This is a genomic window from Bacillus thermozeamaize, assembly GCA_002159075.1.
Lineage (GTDB): Bacteria > Bacillota > Bacilli > ZCTH02-B2 > ZCTH02-B2 > Bacillus_BB > Bacillus_BB thermozeamaize.
The window spans coordinates 1-15025 of record LZRT01000075.1 but is presented as its reverse complement, the minus strand read 5'-3'; the positions used below and the strand labels follow the sequence as shown (position 1 = coordinate 15025).

Below are 15025 nucleotides of genomic sequence, written 5' to 3'. Positions count from 1 at the left end.
GGACGATTGGAAAGAGGGGGGCAAGCATGACAGAGGAAAGGTTGCGTGAATTTATCAAAGCCTGCAAGGAGCAACTGGCCAACGGAAATGAAAAAGAATTGACAGCCATTTCGTTGCTCGTCAACCCGACCAGTAAAATGACCTATTGGGACATTGCCAGAGTATGTGGATTGCCGGTGGAAGTGGTGTTTGAGCTGCAAGAAGCGATTGACCATCGAAAAGGAAAATATTCTCATTTAGTGGAATTGTATCGGATGAGATATTCTTTGTAATATTTTTAAAATTATGGAGGTATGAGAGTGGCGGAAGAACAGAAGGGAATGTGGAGCAAAGAGCAAGTGGTACAGCTGGCCGGACGGGCATGGGAGAACGCCGCGTTGCAACCAGAAAGCGTCTTTATGTTTCGTTTTCTGCAATTTCAGTTTTCGTACGACGATGCCCGCAGGGAATGCCGGATTGAATGTCCTGTGACGCCTGCCATGTATAATCCGTTCGGGATTGTACATGGCGGGATTTATACGTTTATCGCCGATACGGCCATTGGGCATTTAAATTTCCGGTACAAGGATGCGCCTTACGTTTCGCTCGAGCTGAAGACCTCGTACCTCAAGTCGACGCAAACGGGAAAGCTGATCGCGACGGCAAGGTATGTACGGGAAGGGAACCGGGTGCTGTTTGCCGAAGCGACGGTGGAAGATGAATACGGAGAACGATTGAGTGTGACGACAGGCACATTTTATCGCGTCGGCGATGATTCAAGGACAAAAAAATAAATCCCTGAGAGCCCGGTATTTGCGGTTGGCGGGAGCGTGTGGGAATCGAACCCACCGGACGGCACCTGCCGTCCCGATCGGTTTTGAAGACCGCGGAGGACACCAGACCCTCATCCGCCCCCAATTCCACGAAACGATTATAGGACGATTTGGCTGAAAGATCAAATCATTCTCCGACGTCGTTGCCCATTCCCTTTATGCGAAAGTGCGCGGCATCGATGAACAGTCATCGATCAGAGTATAGGGACCGCCTCCTCGATTCATACTATCTTTGGATTCATCCGCATCAGGATTTATCCGGGAACGTTGCTACGAGGAGGCGAATTTCTTTGGCGAAAAAAGTGGCAGGTCTTGTCATCATGGCGGCTTTGGTCTGGATGTTGCTTCCGGGATGCGCTCCTGCACAAAGGCCCGCTGATGGCGATCAATGGCCCGATCGCACCTATTCCCCGAATGACATGTACGATCCCCGGCGGACCGGAAACCGATGGAATGACTGGATGGGTAGAGATCGGGTGAATCCGATGGATGTGGACAACGACGGAATCATGGATAACAACATCGGACGGAATAAACAGGGCGATTTGCAGCGGTTTGGCGGCGCTTATCGGGACGAGCCGCCGGTGAATGATGACAATGACGGTGTCTTGGGAGATTCGGTTGAACGCCGTCCGCCTGGTACCACGAGATGAACCGAAACAAGGGGCGTCCCCTAGTCGGAGGACCGATGGGACAGCCCCTTGTCTTTTTGCAACGCCTGTTTGAGACTGTCTGCGCAATCTGCGATTTCATCCGCTTCAATCGTTCGCATGTCCAGCCAAAACCTTTCCCGCCACAGGCGGCCAATGACAGGCGGCTGTCCGGTGCGCAAAGACTTCTCCAGTTCAGGCAAACTCATCGCGCGGGGTTTGATCCACACCAGCCACGTGGGCAAGGTGACACCTGGAAGAGAACCGCCGCCCACTTCTGAGTTGCCTTTTTCAATCCCGATCTCGGCCAGACCGGCCAATGGTTCCAGCAGTCTTTGCAGGGATTCCGCCTTTTCGCGCAACACCTCGAGGGGCGTGAGGATCATGTGCAATGTGGGAATGGCCTGTTTCGCCTGTTCGGGGAACAAGTACAAGCGGAGCGTCGCTTCGAGGGCGGCCAGCGTGAACTTGTCGACGCGCAGGGCTCGGTTCAGCTGGTTTTTTTTCAGTCGATCGATGAGCGGTTTCCGTCCCACAATGATTCCTGCCTGAGGCCCTCCGAGAAGCTTGTCCCCGCTGAAGCTCACCAAATCGACCCCCTTGCTGACCACTTCCTGTACGGTTGGCTCATCGCCGATGCCGTAAAGCCTCAGATCAAACATCACGCCGCTGCCAAGGTCGAGATAGACAGGAATCTGATGTTCCCTGCCCATTTGGACCAGTTCTGCAGCATCTACTTCGGCGGTAAAACCAATCGTCTTGAAGTTGCTCTGGTGAACCTTCATCAGGAGCGCCGTTTCCGCAGTGATATGCTTGAGGTAATCCTCTGGATGGGTTTTGTTGGTTGTCCCGACCTCGACCAGGCGCGCTCCGCTTTCCAACATGATCTCAGAGATCCGGAAAGAGCCGCCGATTTCAACCAATTCCCCGCGCGAGACGATCACTTCTTTGCCGCGGGCAAGCTCGCGGAGCACGAGGAACACCGCGGCGGCGTTATTGTTGACAACCAGGGCTGCCTCTGCCCCCGTCAGCTGACAGAGCAATGCCTCTACATGCTCATACCGTGATCCCCGTCTGCCTTCTTCCAGGTTGTATTCCAGGTTATTGAAGTGCTTCGCCACCTCAAGCATGGCCCGGCAGGCCGCCTCCGCGATCCGGGCACGTCCCAGGTTGGTGTGGAGCACCACGCCGGTGCCGTTAATGACGCGGCGAAAGTTGGCGCGGCTGCGCTTTTTGAGATCCCGGATAATCTCTTCGATCAACTGATCTTCTGAAGGAATCGCGATCGCCTGCCCCTCCAGCAGTTGACGGCGAAGGTTGTCCAGGTATTGGCTGACCCCGTCCGAAACCCAGCGGGGAGAAGTCATTTCACTCCATTGTCGCAGACGTTCATCTTGCAGCAGCCGGTGGACCGACGGCAGCTGCCGGAGTCGCTGTTTCTGCTCGCCAGACAGCATCTGATTCACGTCCCCATGTTGGATTTTCACCTGATATCTTACCATCTTCTGCCTTTCAACACCAATCCACAGGGTTCGGAGGCGGCATCCCCATGCGCAATGCATGCGCAATGTGCCGTCCGTTGAGAAAGATTAGAGATGAGCCGTTGCCGTATGATATGATAAACATCAAGAACTGGAAAAGTAGGCGAGGGGTAGCGAATGATCTATCTGGACAACAGTGCGACCACCAAACCGTACCCGGAAGTGATCCAAACGGTTCAAGAAGTCATGGAAAGATATTTTGCCAATCCTTCCGCATTGCATGCCAAGGGGGAGGAAGCGCGCCGCCTGTTGGAGGAGGCCCGCAGAGCGGCTTCGCGCATCTTGCATGTGGAAGCCGATGAGGTCATTTTTACATCCTCGGCGACGGAAAGTAACAATCTGGCGATCAAGGGTGCCGCTTTTCAATATGCCCACCGTGGAAAACATCTGGTTACGACCACGGTAGAACACCCTTCTGTGGAACAACCCCTGGCTCAGCTCGTGGACTTCGGCTTTGAAGTGACCCGCATCCCGGTCGATCGAAACGGGGTCATCCGCGTCGAGGATCTGAGGCGCGCGCTCCGGGATGATACGATTCTCGTAAGCGTCATTTGGGTCAACAACGAGACCGGTTCGGTGCAGCCGCTTGCGGAGATCGGCAGGCTCCTGAAAGAGCGGCGCAAAGTGATTTTCCACGTGGACGCGGTTCAGGGATTTGGCAAGTTGCCGCTTGATCCGAAAGCCTGCGGGATTGACATGCTCAGCTTGTCGGCGCACAAGTTTCATGGTCCGCGCGGCGCCGGGCTGTTGTACCTGCGCCGGGGACTTGCCCTGTCTCCGCTTTTGGCAGGCGGCGGCCAGGAGGGCGGGGCAAGATCCGGCACCGAAAATCTGCCAGGCATTGTCGGCATGGTCCAGGCCATGCGCCTGACGGAACAACAACGAACAGAAAAGCAGGGCTATCTTGAGCGGTTGCGGCGCATTCTGCTGGACGGCATCCGCGACATCCCGGAAGCCATGCTGAACAGCCCGCCGGACGGGGCGCCGCATATTTTGAATGTCTCCTTCCACGGGATCAAACCGGAAGTGCTGATCCATGCCCTGGAAGAGAAAGGGGTCTACGTGTCGACGCTTTCGGCCTGTTCTGCGCGCCGGCAAAAACTGAGCCGCGTCCTTTTGGCGATGGGAATGGACGAAGAACGTGCCGGGAGCTCGATCCGGTTCAGCCTCACCTATTCAAACACCGCAGAAGAAATGAAAGAGGCGGTGCGGATCTTGCAGGAGACGGTCAAGCAACTGAGGGAATGGACGGAGGTGAAACGGTGAGAAAGCGAATCATGATCCGGTTTGGGGAACTGGCGCTGAAAGGGAAAAATCGTGGCGATTTCGAGCGGCAACTGGTCCAAAACATCAAGGACGCCTTGTCGGATCTCCGGGAGACGGAAATCCAGAAAGCGTATGGCCGGCTTTATGTCTTGGTGCCGACGGATCTGTCGGAGGAGGCGGCGGATCGCCTCAAATGCATTTTCGGCATCTCATCGTTCAGCTTTGTGGAGGAGGCAAAACCAGACCTTGCCGACATTCAACAGACGGCTTTAAAGCTGGTGATGCGCAAGTTGGAGCGGGGCAAACCCGGTTCGCAGCCGGAAAGCGGCGCGCCGGAAGGCCAAACGCTACTGACGTACAAGGTGGAGACGCGGCGTGTGGACAAATCTTTTCCGCTCACCTCGATGGAGGTCAGCCGCAAAGTGGGAGGCTTTTTAAAGGCCCATGCGCCGCTCAAAGTGGATCTTTACGAACCGGATCTTCCCATTCACATTGAAATCCGGCAGGAAGGGGCCTTTCTGTTTTCCGATGCCATTCCGGCAGCCGGTGGCCTGCCGGTGGGAAGCAGCGGGAAAGTGCTCCTGATGCTTTCCGGCGGCATCGACAGCCCGGTCGCCGGATGGCTGACGATGAAACGGGGGGTCCAGCTGGAGGCGGTCCATTTTCACAGCTATCCGTTTACAAGCGAACAGTCACGCAAAAAAGTGGAGGATTTGGTCCAAATTCTTACACGATATGGCGGCAAGATCCGGTTGCACGTGGTTCCTTTTACCGAAATTCAGACCGAAATACGAAAAAATTGTCCCGAGTCTCTGGGTATCACCATCATGCGCCGGATGATGCTGCGGATCGCCGAAAAGCTGGCGGTGAAATACCGGGCTTTGGCCATTGCGACGGGTGAAAGCCTTGGCCAGGTGGCCAGCCAGACGTTGGAAAGCATGTTGACGATCAATCAGGTCACCCGCCTGCCGGTGCTCAGGCCTGTCATTGCCTATGATAAACAGGAAATCATAGCCCTTGCGAAACAAATCGGCACGTACGACATTTCCATCCTTCCTTATGAAGATTGTTGCACCATTTTTACGCCGAAGTCTCCAAAGACGCGGCCCAGGCCGGAGATGGCTGAACGGGCGGAGCAAGCCCTGGACGTGGATGTTCTCGTTCAGCGGGCCGTTGCGCAGGTGGAGTCGGTCTGGTTTTACCCTGGCCAGAACAAGAAGGAATTCCAGTATTTTTGATTCGAGTATGAAGCTCCTTTCTCAGGAGGATACTGAATTTGAGAAGTGTGAGATGAGAACGGAATGAGGAAGGAGCGTGATTGGTCTTGAATGCCGCATTGTTGCAAGTTTGGCAAACGTTTGACCAATGGTATCAACAGATGATGAAACTTCAGCCTGTCAACCCGGCGGAAGAAAACTTGTTTCGCGTGCAAATTCTCCGTTATTCGGGACAACCTTTGCAAACTTCGGATGGCGGTGTCATTGAAGAAGGTGACCTGATTTGCAAAATCCATCTGCATAATTGTCTTCTCATGCAAAAGTTAAAGGGGATTACCCACCAGAACCGGCTTGGCCTGTATACGTTGAAAGAAATACGGCGTTCGCTGCCCGGGTTGGCCCGCTTTGTGCGAACGCATCCTGACGAAGCGCTGATCAAGGGGATTGTGGGAACAACCATCCTCTACCGTGGCGCCTCCCAGTTGGGTTTTTCGATTGCGGAAATGCCCCCCAATTTCTACAATCAAATGAAAAATGGCTACTTGCTGTGGATGCTGTGGTTGTGCCATCCCGAAGGGAGGCGCCGTTTGCAGCGCAATCCGGAAAAATTGAGAGTCAAGCAATTGTTCATGACCAAAGAGCAATTGTACCAAAAATACGGGGGTCAACAGGAGGACAGCTATGCGACGAAAAGTGTTGCTCGTCACTGAGACCATCGCCGGTCACGGACATCTTCGTGCGGCAGAGGCGATTCAGCAGGCGATGCAGTTAGTCGCACCCAATATCGAGACAAAATTGGTCACAACCATGCCGTTTGTCAGTTCGGCGCTGGAAAGGACCGTTCGCAAGGTTTATCTGAACACGCTCAAAGTGGCGCCCAAAATGTGGGGATGGGCCTATGAGAGCGAGCGGGTGACCAGTTCGTTTTTAAAAGAAGGGCTGGCTCGGACGGTGGCGGTGAAATTGGAAGCGTTGCTGGATGAAGAACAGCCGGATGTGGTGGTATGCACCCATGCCTTTTCGGTAGGTGCCTTTGGTTTTCTCAAACAGAAAAGACCTTCCTTTGTCCTCGGGGCCGTGATCACCGATTTTGACCTCAATGGATTCTGGGTTCATGAAGGCGTGGACTTTTACCTCGTCAGCAATGAACAGCTAAAACGGAAGTTGGTTGAACGTTTTGACATTCCAGCGTACAGAATCCACGTCACCGGTATACCGATCGACCTGAAGTTTGCCCCCATTCTCCGAACCCAAAACAGGGAAAAGTTGCGACAGCGGCTGGGAATCGCCCGAGAAGAGTTCTTTTTGCTGGTTACTGGGGGCGGAACAGGGTACGGGCCCTTGGATCAGGTGGTGGAAGTGCTGGATGGCCTGGATGGACCGCTGGTCATCGCGGTGATTACGGGGCAGAATACGGAAATGTACGTCAAGCTGATGGACATTGCGGCGAAAAGCCGGCATCGTGTCCGCTTGTACGGGTATGTGGACAATATGGAGGAGTTTATGCTCGCAGCCGACCTGATGATTTCCAAGCCGGGGGGGCTGAGTGTTTCGGAGGCCCTGGCGATCGGACTTCCCCTTTTGATTGTTCAGCCGATTCCAGGCCAAGAAGAGCGGAACAGCCGCTATCTTGTCAAACAGCGGGTTGCCTTCAAGGCGGAGGAGCTGGATGAAGTGGCGGAGATTGTCAAGCAAGTCATGCATCGTCCTGAGGTTTTGGATGTGATGAGGGAAGCCGCAGAGAGGCTGGGAAAACCCTATGCCTCCCTGCAGGCTTCCGGAATCATCCTGGATTACTTGAACCTTCCGGTTCTTGAAACGCCGATCCCGACCAAATGATGGAACGTGATCTCCGGCCGGGAACGAAGGCGAATATTAATCCCTGTCTGTCCCAGCCCTTCGCTGATATAAAAGGGCCTGTTGCGATAATAATGCAACCCTTTGATGATGTTCAGTTGAGGCAAAGGGCCCATTTTGCTCAGATGATACGGACGTGGCCAGTGAATCTGCCCGCCATGGAAGTGGCCTGAAAGGAGATAATCGTAGGGGTAGGACTCCATTTTCAGCACGACATGCGGATCATGGCTCAGCACGAGGCAGATATCCTGCGGGTCTACCCCCTCGAACGCCTGTTCCACGTCATCGTGGCCGGTGTATGCATCATCAATGCCGATGACGGACAACACCTTGTCCCCGCAAACGATCCGCCTGTTCTCGTTTCGCAGGAGAACAACGCCCATCTCCTCAAACACCGTGAGCAACTTTGCAAAATCCTCACCCTGAAGGACGTAATCATGATTCCCCAAGACGGCATAAATGCCCAGGGAAGGCTTAAGGTCCTGCAACACCTTTAAATAGCCGCGCAATTTCGCGATGGATTCGACGCGATCCAGGAAGTCCCCGGTCATGGCGATCATGTCCACCGGACGATCCTGGATTTGTTTTTTGAGCCTTTCCGGAGATATGGAAATCCGTTCCATATGCAGGTCGGTCAAATGCAGGATACGCAATCTATTTTCATGAAAATCGGGCATGTCCTGTTTTTTGGTTACCGGTATCGTCAACTGTTTGACATGTGGCCGGTATGTGGCCCGATGCGCGTACAAATAGACGAGCAGGCCAGCGAGCAAGAGGGTCCCGATGATCCCGAAAACCACAAACACATCTCCTCCCCTAAAATCTTCACAGATATCTCTACTATACTGAAAATCTTGTGCTGTCGGCTAGAGGCGATAATTGGAAAATGGTTGCCAAAATTTAGCTGAAAGGCTTTTCCTTTGACGAACAAAGCCCTTCTTTTGACGAACAAAGAAGGAATTTTTATGAAAATGTCGAAAAAAATCTATATGTAAACTTATCAAAGCAAAAAAATGAGGAGGGACCTGATTGCTCGAGCGGGAGCCGGTAGGTTACGTCGATCGCCTGTTGCAGCAGGGCCTCGAACTTGGCGCCAGTGATTTGCATCTGGAGCCCCTTGAAAAGGGATACCAGGTGCGGGCCAGGGTGGATGGATTGCTTCGAACGCTTGAAGTGGCGGAGGACAAAGGGTTTTTCCTGACGGTCGCCTCACGCTTGAAACTGTTGGCAGGGTTGGACATCGGACAGCAGCGCCTGCCGCAAGACGGTTCATTTGTGTGGAGCAACACGGATCAGGGGCGGAAGGTGAATATCCGTTTATCGACGCTGCCGATTACGAATGGTGAAAAACTGGTTCTGCGGATACTGGCGGGACATCAATTTTCCCATTTTTCAGATCTAGGCATGAATTCGGGCATGGAAGCCCGCTTTCGCCAAGCGTTGGAGAACCCGGGATTGGTTCTGGTGACTGGCGCGGCTGGTGCCGGAAAAACAACAACCCTGTATACGGTGTTGAAACAGTTCGATCGAAGGCGACTGAATGTGGTCACCCTGGAAGAACCGGTAGAGTATCGCCTGGAGGGTGTCCAGCAGGTTCAAATCAACCGTTTGTCCGGACTGGATTTTGCCAATGGATTACGGGCCATTTTGCGTCAGGATCCGAATGTGATCCTGGTTGGCGAGATCCGCGATGCGGAAACCGCCAAATTGTCCTTGCGGGCGGCTCTGACTGGCCACCTTGTGCTGTCGACGTTACATACGACGGATGCTTGCCAAGCCCCTGTCCGCCTGATTGAAATGGGCGTTGAACCCTACCTGGTCGCTTCCGGGCTGAATGCGGTGCTGGCGCAGAAGCTGGTCCGCAAAATCTGTGCCGGCTGCCAGGGACTGGAGCGGCATTGCAGGCAGTGTGGCGGAACCGGATTTGACGGACGCACCGGGGCATTTCAACTGCTCCTCTTCGACGCGGCGTTACGTGAATCGCTGATGGATTTTCCGTCATCGACGCGCATCCGTGAAAAGGCACTGGAGAACAAGCTGTTGTATACATCGAAGCGTTTCGACCGGCAACCGGTCTTTTTCTTGCAGTCTGCAGCAGGTCCAGGGAAAGGAGCGGCAACATTTTGAAACAGGAGCGCTTGCGAAGGATGAAGGCGGACCAGTGGGCCTGGTTTGCGGAGCAGACAGCTGAATTGTTGCGTTGCGGCGTTCCTTTGCGGGAGACGTTGACATTGCTGAGCGAGAGCAAAGGGATCCCGCGGGCGCAGATAAAGCGGGTCCTAAGTTATCTGGAACAGGGGGTTCCTTTTTCCCATGCTCTGGAGCGGGCTGGTTTTTCCGCCTTGTTTGTGGCGCTTATCGCTGCGGCAGAAGTCTATGGCGGATATGTGCACGCGTTACAAGAACTGGCACGCCATTACCGGCAGCAGGCACTCTTGACGGCGCGTCTGAAGCAAGCGTCCACGTATCCGCTGCTCGTGTTGCTGTTGACGCTGATCGCTTTTTTCTTTCTTCTTTACTTTGTATTGCCTCAATTCCGCCTCTTGTACGAGGCGATGCAAGTGGAGCTGCCATGGTGGACATGGCTGCTGCTCCGTTTCGGTCAGCTGGTCCAGGGTTACGGCTGGCTTTTTCCGGTGCTGATATCCGGGATCTTGCTTTTTGGCTGGCTGATAGTCCGGACACGGCATGGGATCCCCCTGCTGCAGACGGTCATCTATCGCTTGCCGGGAATCGGGCGTTGGCTGAAGCTGAGAAACAGTCATTACCTGGTGCAGCAACTGGGATTGATGCTGAAAAACGGCGTTTCCCTGGACACAGCCTGTGCCATCTTGGCCAGGAGCGGTCCATCGGCGCGCATCCGCCAGGTATTTGAAGGGTTAAAGTGGGAATTGGAACGGGGATGCATGTTCAGTCAATCGTTGGCCATCTACAGGCAATATTTTGATCCGTTGCTGCCTGAGATTCTGATGATTGCCGAAAAATCAGGCAGGCTGGCGGCGACGCTGGAACTGTTGCGTGACAGGTTTGCGCAACAGATCGTTTACGGCAACCAGCTGCTTGTCAAGTTGTTCGGGCCCGTCCTGATTTTTTTCGTGGGCAGTGTCATGGGTTTCATGATGGTTTCACTGCTCATACCCATGTTCCACTTGGGAACAAAATAGGTTTTGCGGGGTGAAGAAGTCCATGTACCAGCGAAAATTTTTTCGGGAGTCCGGCTTTACCTTGGTGGAAATGATTGTCGTCCTTTTTGTGATCAGCGTGGTTCTGATGATCGCTTTGCCGGATTTGAGACAATCCGGGGTAAAGGCACAGGAAACCACTTGTGAAGCCAACCAGCGGCTGATCCGGTCGCAGCTGGAAAATTATTATCTGGATCATCGCTATCAGTACCCCCTGGAGGGCAAGGTTCCACCGGCTTCCTCCCAAGAAGTGTTGAATCAACTCCGGAGCGAGAAATACCTGCAGACGATCCCGGCTTGTCCTTCTGGCGGCGACTACATGTTGACCTTTGAACCGGCGGGCGGTTCTGACCGCACTGCCCATGTGACGTGCAGTGTTCATGGCGAACTGGGTTTGTGAGCCGGCTTTGAAAAGAAGGGAAGGATGTGGCCATGAATGGAGGGCGGAACAGGTTGACCGGCTTCCGGGCTTCCTTTTCTATGCCCGCGCCGGATGCCGGTTTTACGTTGGTTGAAGTGACGATCTGTCTCTTGATCCTACTTGTCCTGTTTTCCCTGGGGCTTCCCACAGTGGAATACAGTCTGGAAAGAAGAGCGCTTGAGGACTTGGTTTCGCAATATCTTGCAGATTATATGTATGCCCAATCGCTGGCGATTGCCCAGAGTACATTCACCAGCATTCAGTTCGCGCCTGATTCGCATGTTTACACGATCCGGCGCGGCCAAACCGTGTTGAAGCGGGTGTCATACGATACACGGATCCGGGTCGGCAGCAATTATGGGATGCCCCGGCCGCATGAGGTGAGATTTGATTCCAGGGGGTATGTACAGGCCGGCGGAGAGTTTTTTCTCTCTGGAAAGTACCAGTCAAAACGATTGATCATCCAGGTGACTTCCGGGCGTATCCGGGTGGAGGATGGGTGAGGAGTGGGGAACGGTTGAAGGCAGATCATCGGTGCAAACACTCGGGTTTTACCTTTCTGGAGATGCTGTTGGCCACCTTGCTCCTGGCCGTTTTTTGCGGCGGTCTCATGGCCGCCTGGGAGCAGTTGGCCGCAAACCGGCAAGAGAGGATGATTCAGATGGAGGCGCTGATGTTGGCACAAAATCGCATGGAAGGGATGCGAGCCGATTTTTGCCGGCCCTCGAGCGAGCAGGTAGTGGGGAAACACGGTACCTATCTTTTGAGGCAGCAGGCGACCGATGTGGAACCGGGTTTGATTTGGTGTCAGATTGAAGTGGAGTGGCGGGAAGGGACCGGTGGTGCGCTGTCCGCCGTACAGCTGGGCAAGCTGTTTCAAAAGGGTGTCGTTCCGGAAGGGGGTTCCGGTAATGGGGCAGCCGGCCTCCAAGAAGGGGTTTACCCTGGTTGAGACGTTGGTTGTTTTGTTGTTATTCGGGGTTTCCCTGGTTGTCATTACCAGCGTGATCACCCCTTTGTTTCGGCAGGAAGCGCGCTTACAGAATGAATGGTACCTGCAGTCGGAAAGCCTGCTCTTCTTCCACGATCTCGCCAGAGAACTCCGGGCAGCCCGGGAGATTGAGATTCGTCAAGGGATGCTCTTCGCAACGGTGCCGCAGCCAAAAGTGAATCCGCCTCTTCAGGAGGAATTGTTTACATATCAGTATTACCTCGATCAGGAAGGGCGTTTCATTCGCCGTGTTCGCCAGGGGGGCAGCTATGTCGGGTATACCATCCTCTTGCAACATGTCCAGACCCTGCAATTAAACGTAGAGGAAACGGGTGTCCTGCGAATAACCGGAACCATGAGACGGGACGGCGCAGAGCATTCGTTTGAATGGTCGGTCCTGCCTAGGCCGGGGTGAGGAAACCGATGGACAAGGGCCGAACGCAGCGAGGTGCCGTGCTCATGATCACCCTGGTTTTCTTTACATTGGCTTTTTTGTTGATTGGCGGCCTTCTGACCAGCGCTCTCGTCCATGAACGGACGTTGGCATTGCACCGAGGGCATGTCCAGTGCGTCTACCTTGTGGATTCCGGACTGGCATGGGCTCGCTTGCATCTTGCGCAGGATCCCGATTGGCCAGGAGGGGTCATGGAAGTGCCTCTGGGCGCCATCGAAGTCGAGATCTCGGTTCAAGCAAGCGGGCGGCGGGAACTTTTCATCCGGGGCCGGACAGAATCGGCGAAAAGCCAGGTCAGGGTCTGGTTGGATGAGGAAGGACGCGTGTTGTTGTGGCAGGAGGTGGCCGCGAGTCATTGAACCTTTTCAAAATCTGAAATGGGTGCCTGTCGGATGACCATCTGTCATGGAACCACATATTCTGCTTCTAAATGGGCTTGAAGCCAATCTATCCATGACGAATGGCGAATGGAGGTTCAGCATGACATGGAACCGGAAATCCGGATAGGCAAACCCGTGTTTCTCCAGCAGGCATCGGGTGCTTGGGCACGCCGTCATCAGGACAAGAAGGACGATCACTTGCGCCCGGTACCGATCGGCAAACACCAGCTTCCACCGCTGCCCTATGAATACGGGGCTTTGGAGCCTTATATCGCCAAAGAAATCATGGTCTTGCATCACACCAAACATCATCAAAGCTATGTGGACGGTCTCAACCAGGCGGAAAAAAAGATGCTTGAGGCACGCCAGACCGGTGATTTTTCGTTGCTTAAGCATTGGGAAAGGGAGGCTGCTTTTCACGGGGCCGGCCATTATCTGCACACCATCTTCTGGTCAAACATGTCGCCCCAAGGCGGCGGGGAACCTGAAGGGTTATTGGCCAGACAGATCGTTGAGACCTTCGGCAGTTTTAAATCGTTTAAAAGGCATTTTACCGAAGCGGCCAATCGGGTGGAGGGAGTGGGCTGGGCGGTGTTGGTCTGGGCTCCCCGAGCCCATCGTCTGGAGGTTTTACAGGCAGAAAAACATCAAATGAACAGTCAGTGGGACGTGATTCCCTTGTTGGTGCTGGATGTATGGGAACATGCCTATTATCTGCAATACCGTAACGAACGGGCCGACTACGTGAATGCCTGGTGGAACGTTGTCCATTGGGATGACGTTTCGTCGCGCCTGGATCAAGCCATCCAAGTTCGCTGGAAACCTTATTGATTGACACGGTGTCCCGACGGCAGATGACATCTGCCAGGGGACATCTTTTTTTATTCTCTAAATTACCTCATTTTTCCTTACATCCCATTCATTTACTAACCAAATCAACCACCGGTCATGTTAAGATCCAAACTGGACATGCCATCAAAAGGGAAGGTGATAGGGTGCGAGGAAAAAATGGGAAAAAAATGTTGATCTGGTTGATCAGTGCCGCATTTCTGGTGCAAGGACTGTTTTTGGCGTTGTCCGTTCCGACCGCCGATGCGGCGGCCGCAACCAGCAATGCTGCCAGCCGGAGTGCTGTGGCCGACCGAATTATTGCTACGGGCATGAAATATATAGGAACGCCGTACTATTTTGGCGCAAGGTCGGGTGATACCCGCAGATTTGATTGTTCCTCCTTTACGCAGTATGTCTATGGAGTCAACGGCATCAAATTGCCGCGAACGTCCCGTCAACAAGCCCAGGTCGGGACGTATGTCCCCAGGAGCCAAGTACAAAAAGGGGATCTGGTCTTTTTCTCCACAAAACGCAATGGCAGGATTGACCATGTGGCGATTTATATGGGGGACAGCAAGCTGTTGCATGCCATTACCCGTCCCGGCGTGACCGTGAGCAAAGTCACTTCGTATTGGTCGAACACGTATGTTGGTGCGCGTCGCGTCATTCAATAGACGGGAAAAAGAAGGATCCGGTTTCGCAGAAACCGGATCTTTTTTTGTGCGCCCGGCATGGGTGTTGGCTATAGGGTGAAAGTCCCGAACGGGGGCTGGCGAGCGCCTACCGTTAGCCGAGAGCAAGGGTGTCCACCGCGAGGTGGAATCTGGAGGAAGCTTAAGGCAAACGCTTGACCTGAGGTACACGAACCCAATCTGAGGCTGGGTTAGCCGGATGAGTCTGCGAAACAAGACGAAGTCCTAAGCCGCCAAGGGCTAGCTCCAGTATATTGGGCAGGTACATGAGCGGAAAGTCCACACCCTTACCCGGGGAGGTCTGTACGGAACGCCATCTGCAGATGGTAACCGGTGTCGAAAGGCACCGCTGAACGTACAGAAGTCAGCAGAGGCCATAGTACCTTCACAGGGACGCCTGGAAGGGAAGGGCCGAACGTCAACTCAAGGATGAAACAGACTCTTTCGAGATTCGATGTGTAGAACGCAGAATTCCGGAAGGAACTGCTTGGGGGAAGTACGGGTGAAGCCCGGAGGGACCCCAAGAGGGCGGAGCATCGACCGGCAAGACCTGACACTCATCCTGCGAAGGGAGAAATATCGGATGGCCTTGATGGAACAGATTCTGTCACGGGAAAACATGCTGCAAGCCCTGCGCCGGGTGGAAGCAAACAAAGGTGCGGCAGGGATTGACGGAGTCACAACCCGACAACTCCGGGCCACCATTGTCCAACACTGGGAAGCCACCAAAG

Annotated in this window: 17 protein-coding genes and 1 pseudogene; 16 read left to right on the top strand and 2 right to left on the bottom strand. The window is 54.0% G+C overall.

Features of this window, described 5'->3' with window-relative positions:
- Positions 1-26: 26 nt before the first annotated feature.
- From BAA01_12520 to BAA01_12510, 3 genes are all read left to right on the top strand, one after another.
- Entirely contained in the window at positions 27-272 is a 246-nt protein-coding gene (locus BAA01_12520) for a hypothetical protein (protein OUM87433.1), read from the top strand.
- Between the two features lie 48 nt (positions 273-320).
- Positions 321-773: a hypothetical protein gene (locus BAA01_12515; protein ID OUM87483.1), complete on the top strand. Its 453-nt coding sequence runs from the start codon at positions 321-323 to the stop codon at positions 771-773.
- 329 nt (positions 774-1102) lie between these two features.
- Positions 1103-1465 carry a hypothetical protein gene (locus tag BAA01_12510; protein ID OUM87432.1) on the top strand — a complete coding sequence of 121 codons (363 nt, stop codon included), beginning with the start codon at positions 1103-1105 and terminating at the stop codon, positions 1463-1465.
- Positions 1466-1485: 20 nt separating this feature from the next.
- Here the strand turns inward: BAA01_12510 and BAA01_12505 are convergent, their stop codons facing one another.
- Positions 1486-2883: an L-seryl-tRNA(Sec) selenium transferase gene (locus tag BAA01_12505; GenBank protein ID OUM87482.1), complete on the bottom strand. Its 1398-nt coding sequence runs from the start codon at positions 2881-2883 to the stop codon at positions 1486-1488.
- A 237-nt stretch (positions 2884-3120) separates the two neighbouring features.
- Between BAA01_12505 and BAA01_12500 the strand changes: the two genes are divergently transcribed.
- From BAA01_12500 to BAA01_12485, 4 genes are all read left to right on the top strand, one after another.
- On the top strand, positions 3121-4269 hold the full coding sequence (locus tag BAA01_12500) for a cysteine desulfurase (GenBank protein OUM87431.1): 1149 nt from the start codon (positions 3121-3123) through the stop codon (positions 4267-4269).
- Positions 4248-5507 carry a tRNA 4-thiouridine(8) synthase ThiI gene (locus BAA01_12495; protein OUM87430.1) on the top strand — a complete coding sequence of 420 codons (1260 nt, stop codon included), beginning with the start codon at positions 4248-4250 and terminating at the stop codon, positions 5505-5507. Before BAA01_12500 ends, BAA01_12495 begins: the two co-directional genes overlap by 22 nt.
- Positions 5508-5593: 86 nt before the next feature.
- Positions 5594-6196 carry a hypothetical protein gene (locus BAA01_12490; GenBank protein OUM87481.1) on the top strand — a complete coding sequence of 201 codons (603 nt, stop codon included), beginning with the start codon at positions 5594-5596 and terminating at the stop codon, positions 6194-6196.
- Positions 6168-7325 carry a hypothetical protein gene (locus tag BAA01_12485; GenBank protein ID OUM87429.1) on the top strand — a complete coding sequence of 386 codons (1158 nt, stop codon included), beginning with the start codon at positions 6168-6170 and terminating at the stop codon, positions 7323-7325. Before BAA01_12490 ends, BAA01_12485 begins: the two co-directional genes overlap by 29 nt.
- Here the strand turns inward: BAA01_12485 and BAA01_12480 are convergent.
- The gene (locus BAA01_12480; GenBank protein ID OUM87428.1) at positions 7280-8143 is read right to left on the bottom strand and encodes a hypothetical protein; all 864 of its coding nucleotides are present in this window, start codon (positions 8141-8143) and stop codon (positions 7280-7282) included. The two genes, BAA01_12485 and BAA01_12480, sit on opposite strands and share 46 nt — an antisense overlap.
- Positions 8144-8372: 229 nt before the next feature.
- On the opposite strand from BAA01_12480, the gene BAA01_12475 reads away from it, so the two are divergent.
- From BAA01_12475 to BAA01_12435, 9 genes and pseudogenes are all read left to right on the top strand, one after another.
- Positions 8373-9470 (top strand): hypothetical protein, encoded by a 1098-nt coding sequence (locus BAA01_12475; GenBank protein OUM87427.1) that lies wholly within the window; start codon positions 8373-8375, stop codon positions 9468-9470.
- Positions 9467-10507, top strand: coding sequence for a hypothetical protein (locus BAA01_12470; protein OUM87426.1), 1041 nt, complete (start codon positions 9467-9469; stop codon positions 10505-10507). The genes BAA01_12475 and BAA01_12470 overlap by 4 nt, the downstream gene beginning before the upstream one ends.
- Before the next feature lie 22 nt (positions 10508-10529).
- Positions 10530-10925 (top strand): hypothetical protein, encoded by a 396-nt coding sequence (locus BAA01_12465; protein ID OUM87425.1) that lies wholly within the window; start codon positions 10530-10532, stop codon positions 10923-10925.
- A 26-nt stretch (positions 10926-10951) separates the two neighbouring features.
- The gene (locus BAA01_12460; GenBank protein ID OUM87424.1) at positions 10952-11449 is read left to right on the top strand and encodes a hypothetical protein; all 498 of its coding nucleotides are present in this window, start codon (positions 10952-10954) and stop codon (positions 11447-11449) included.
- 14 nt (positions 11450-11463) lie between these two features.
- Positions 11464-11898 (top strand): hypothetical protein, encoded by a 435-nt coding sequence (locus tag BAA01_12455; protein ID OUM87423.1) that lies wholly within the window; start codon positions 11464-11466, stop codon positions 11896-11898.
- On the top strand, positions 11858-12352 hold the full coding sequence (locus BAA01_12450) for a hypothetical protein (GenBank protein OUM87422.1): 495 nt from the start codon (positions 11858-11860) through the stop codon (positions 12350-12352). Before BAA01_12455 ends, BAA01_12450 begins: the two co-directional genes overlap by 41 nt.
- A 44-nt stretch (positions 12353-12396) precedes the next feature.
- The gene (locus BAA01_12445; protein ID OUM87421.1) at positions 12397-12750 is read left to right on the top strand and encodes a hypothetical protein; all 354 of its coding nucleotides are present in this window, start codon (positions 12397-12399) and stop codon (positions 12748-12750) included.
- 222 nt (positions 12751-12972) lie between these two features.
- Positions 12973-13602 (top strand): annotated as a pseudogene (locus BAA01_12440) (superoxide dismutase).
- A gap of 188 nt (positions 13603-13790) precedes the next feature.
- A complete protein-coding gene (locus tag BAA01_12435) occupies positions 13791-14276 on the top strand; it encodes a hypothetical protein (protein ID OUM87480.1) in 486 nt (161 codons plus the stop codon).
- Positions 14277-15025 lie beyond the last annotated feature (749 nt).

What these genes read in the sequence shown, in the direction of transcription:
- BAA01_12520 (OUM87433.1), top strand. Translation starts at nt 27, where the DNA reads ATGACAGAGGAAAGGTTGCGTGAATTTATCAAAGCCTGCAAGGAGCAA.
- BAA01_12515 (OUM87483.1), top strand. Translation starts at nt 321, where the DNA reads ATGTGGAGCAAAGAGCAAGTGGTACAGCTGGCCGGACGGGCATGGGAG.
- BAA01_12500 (OUM87431.1), top strand. Translation starts at nt 3,121, where the DNA reads ATGATCTATCTGGACAACAGTGCGACCACCAAACCGTACCCGGAAGTG.
- BAA01_12495 (OUM87430.1), top strand. Translation starts at nt 4,248, where the DNA reads ATGGACGGAGGTGAAACGGTGAGAAAGCGAATCATGATCCGGTTTGGG.
- BAA01_12485 (OUM87429.1), top strand. Translation starts at nt 6,168, where the DNA reads ATGCGACGAAAAGTGTTGCTCGTCACTGAGACCATCGCCGGTCACGGA.
- BAA01_12465 (OUM87425.1), top strand. Translation starts at nt 10,530, where the DNA reads ATGTACCAGCGAAAATTTTTTCGGGAGTCCGGCTTTACCTTGGTGGAA.
- BAA01_12450 (OUM87422.1), top strand. Translation starts at nt 11,858, where the DNA reads ATGGGGCAGCCGGCCTCCAAGAAGGGGTTTACCCTGGTTGAGACGTTG.
- BAA01_12445 (OUM87421.1), top strand. Translation starts at nt 12,397, where the DNA reads ATGATCACCCTGGTTTTCTTTACATTGGCTTTTTTGTTGATTGGCGGC.
- BAA01_12435 (OUM87480.1), top strand. Translation starts at nt 13,791, where the DNA reads ATGTTGATCTGGTTGATCAGTGCCGCATTTCTGGTGCAAGGACTGTTT.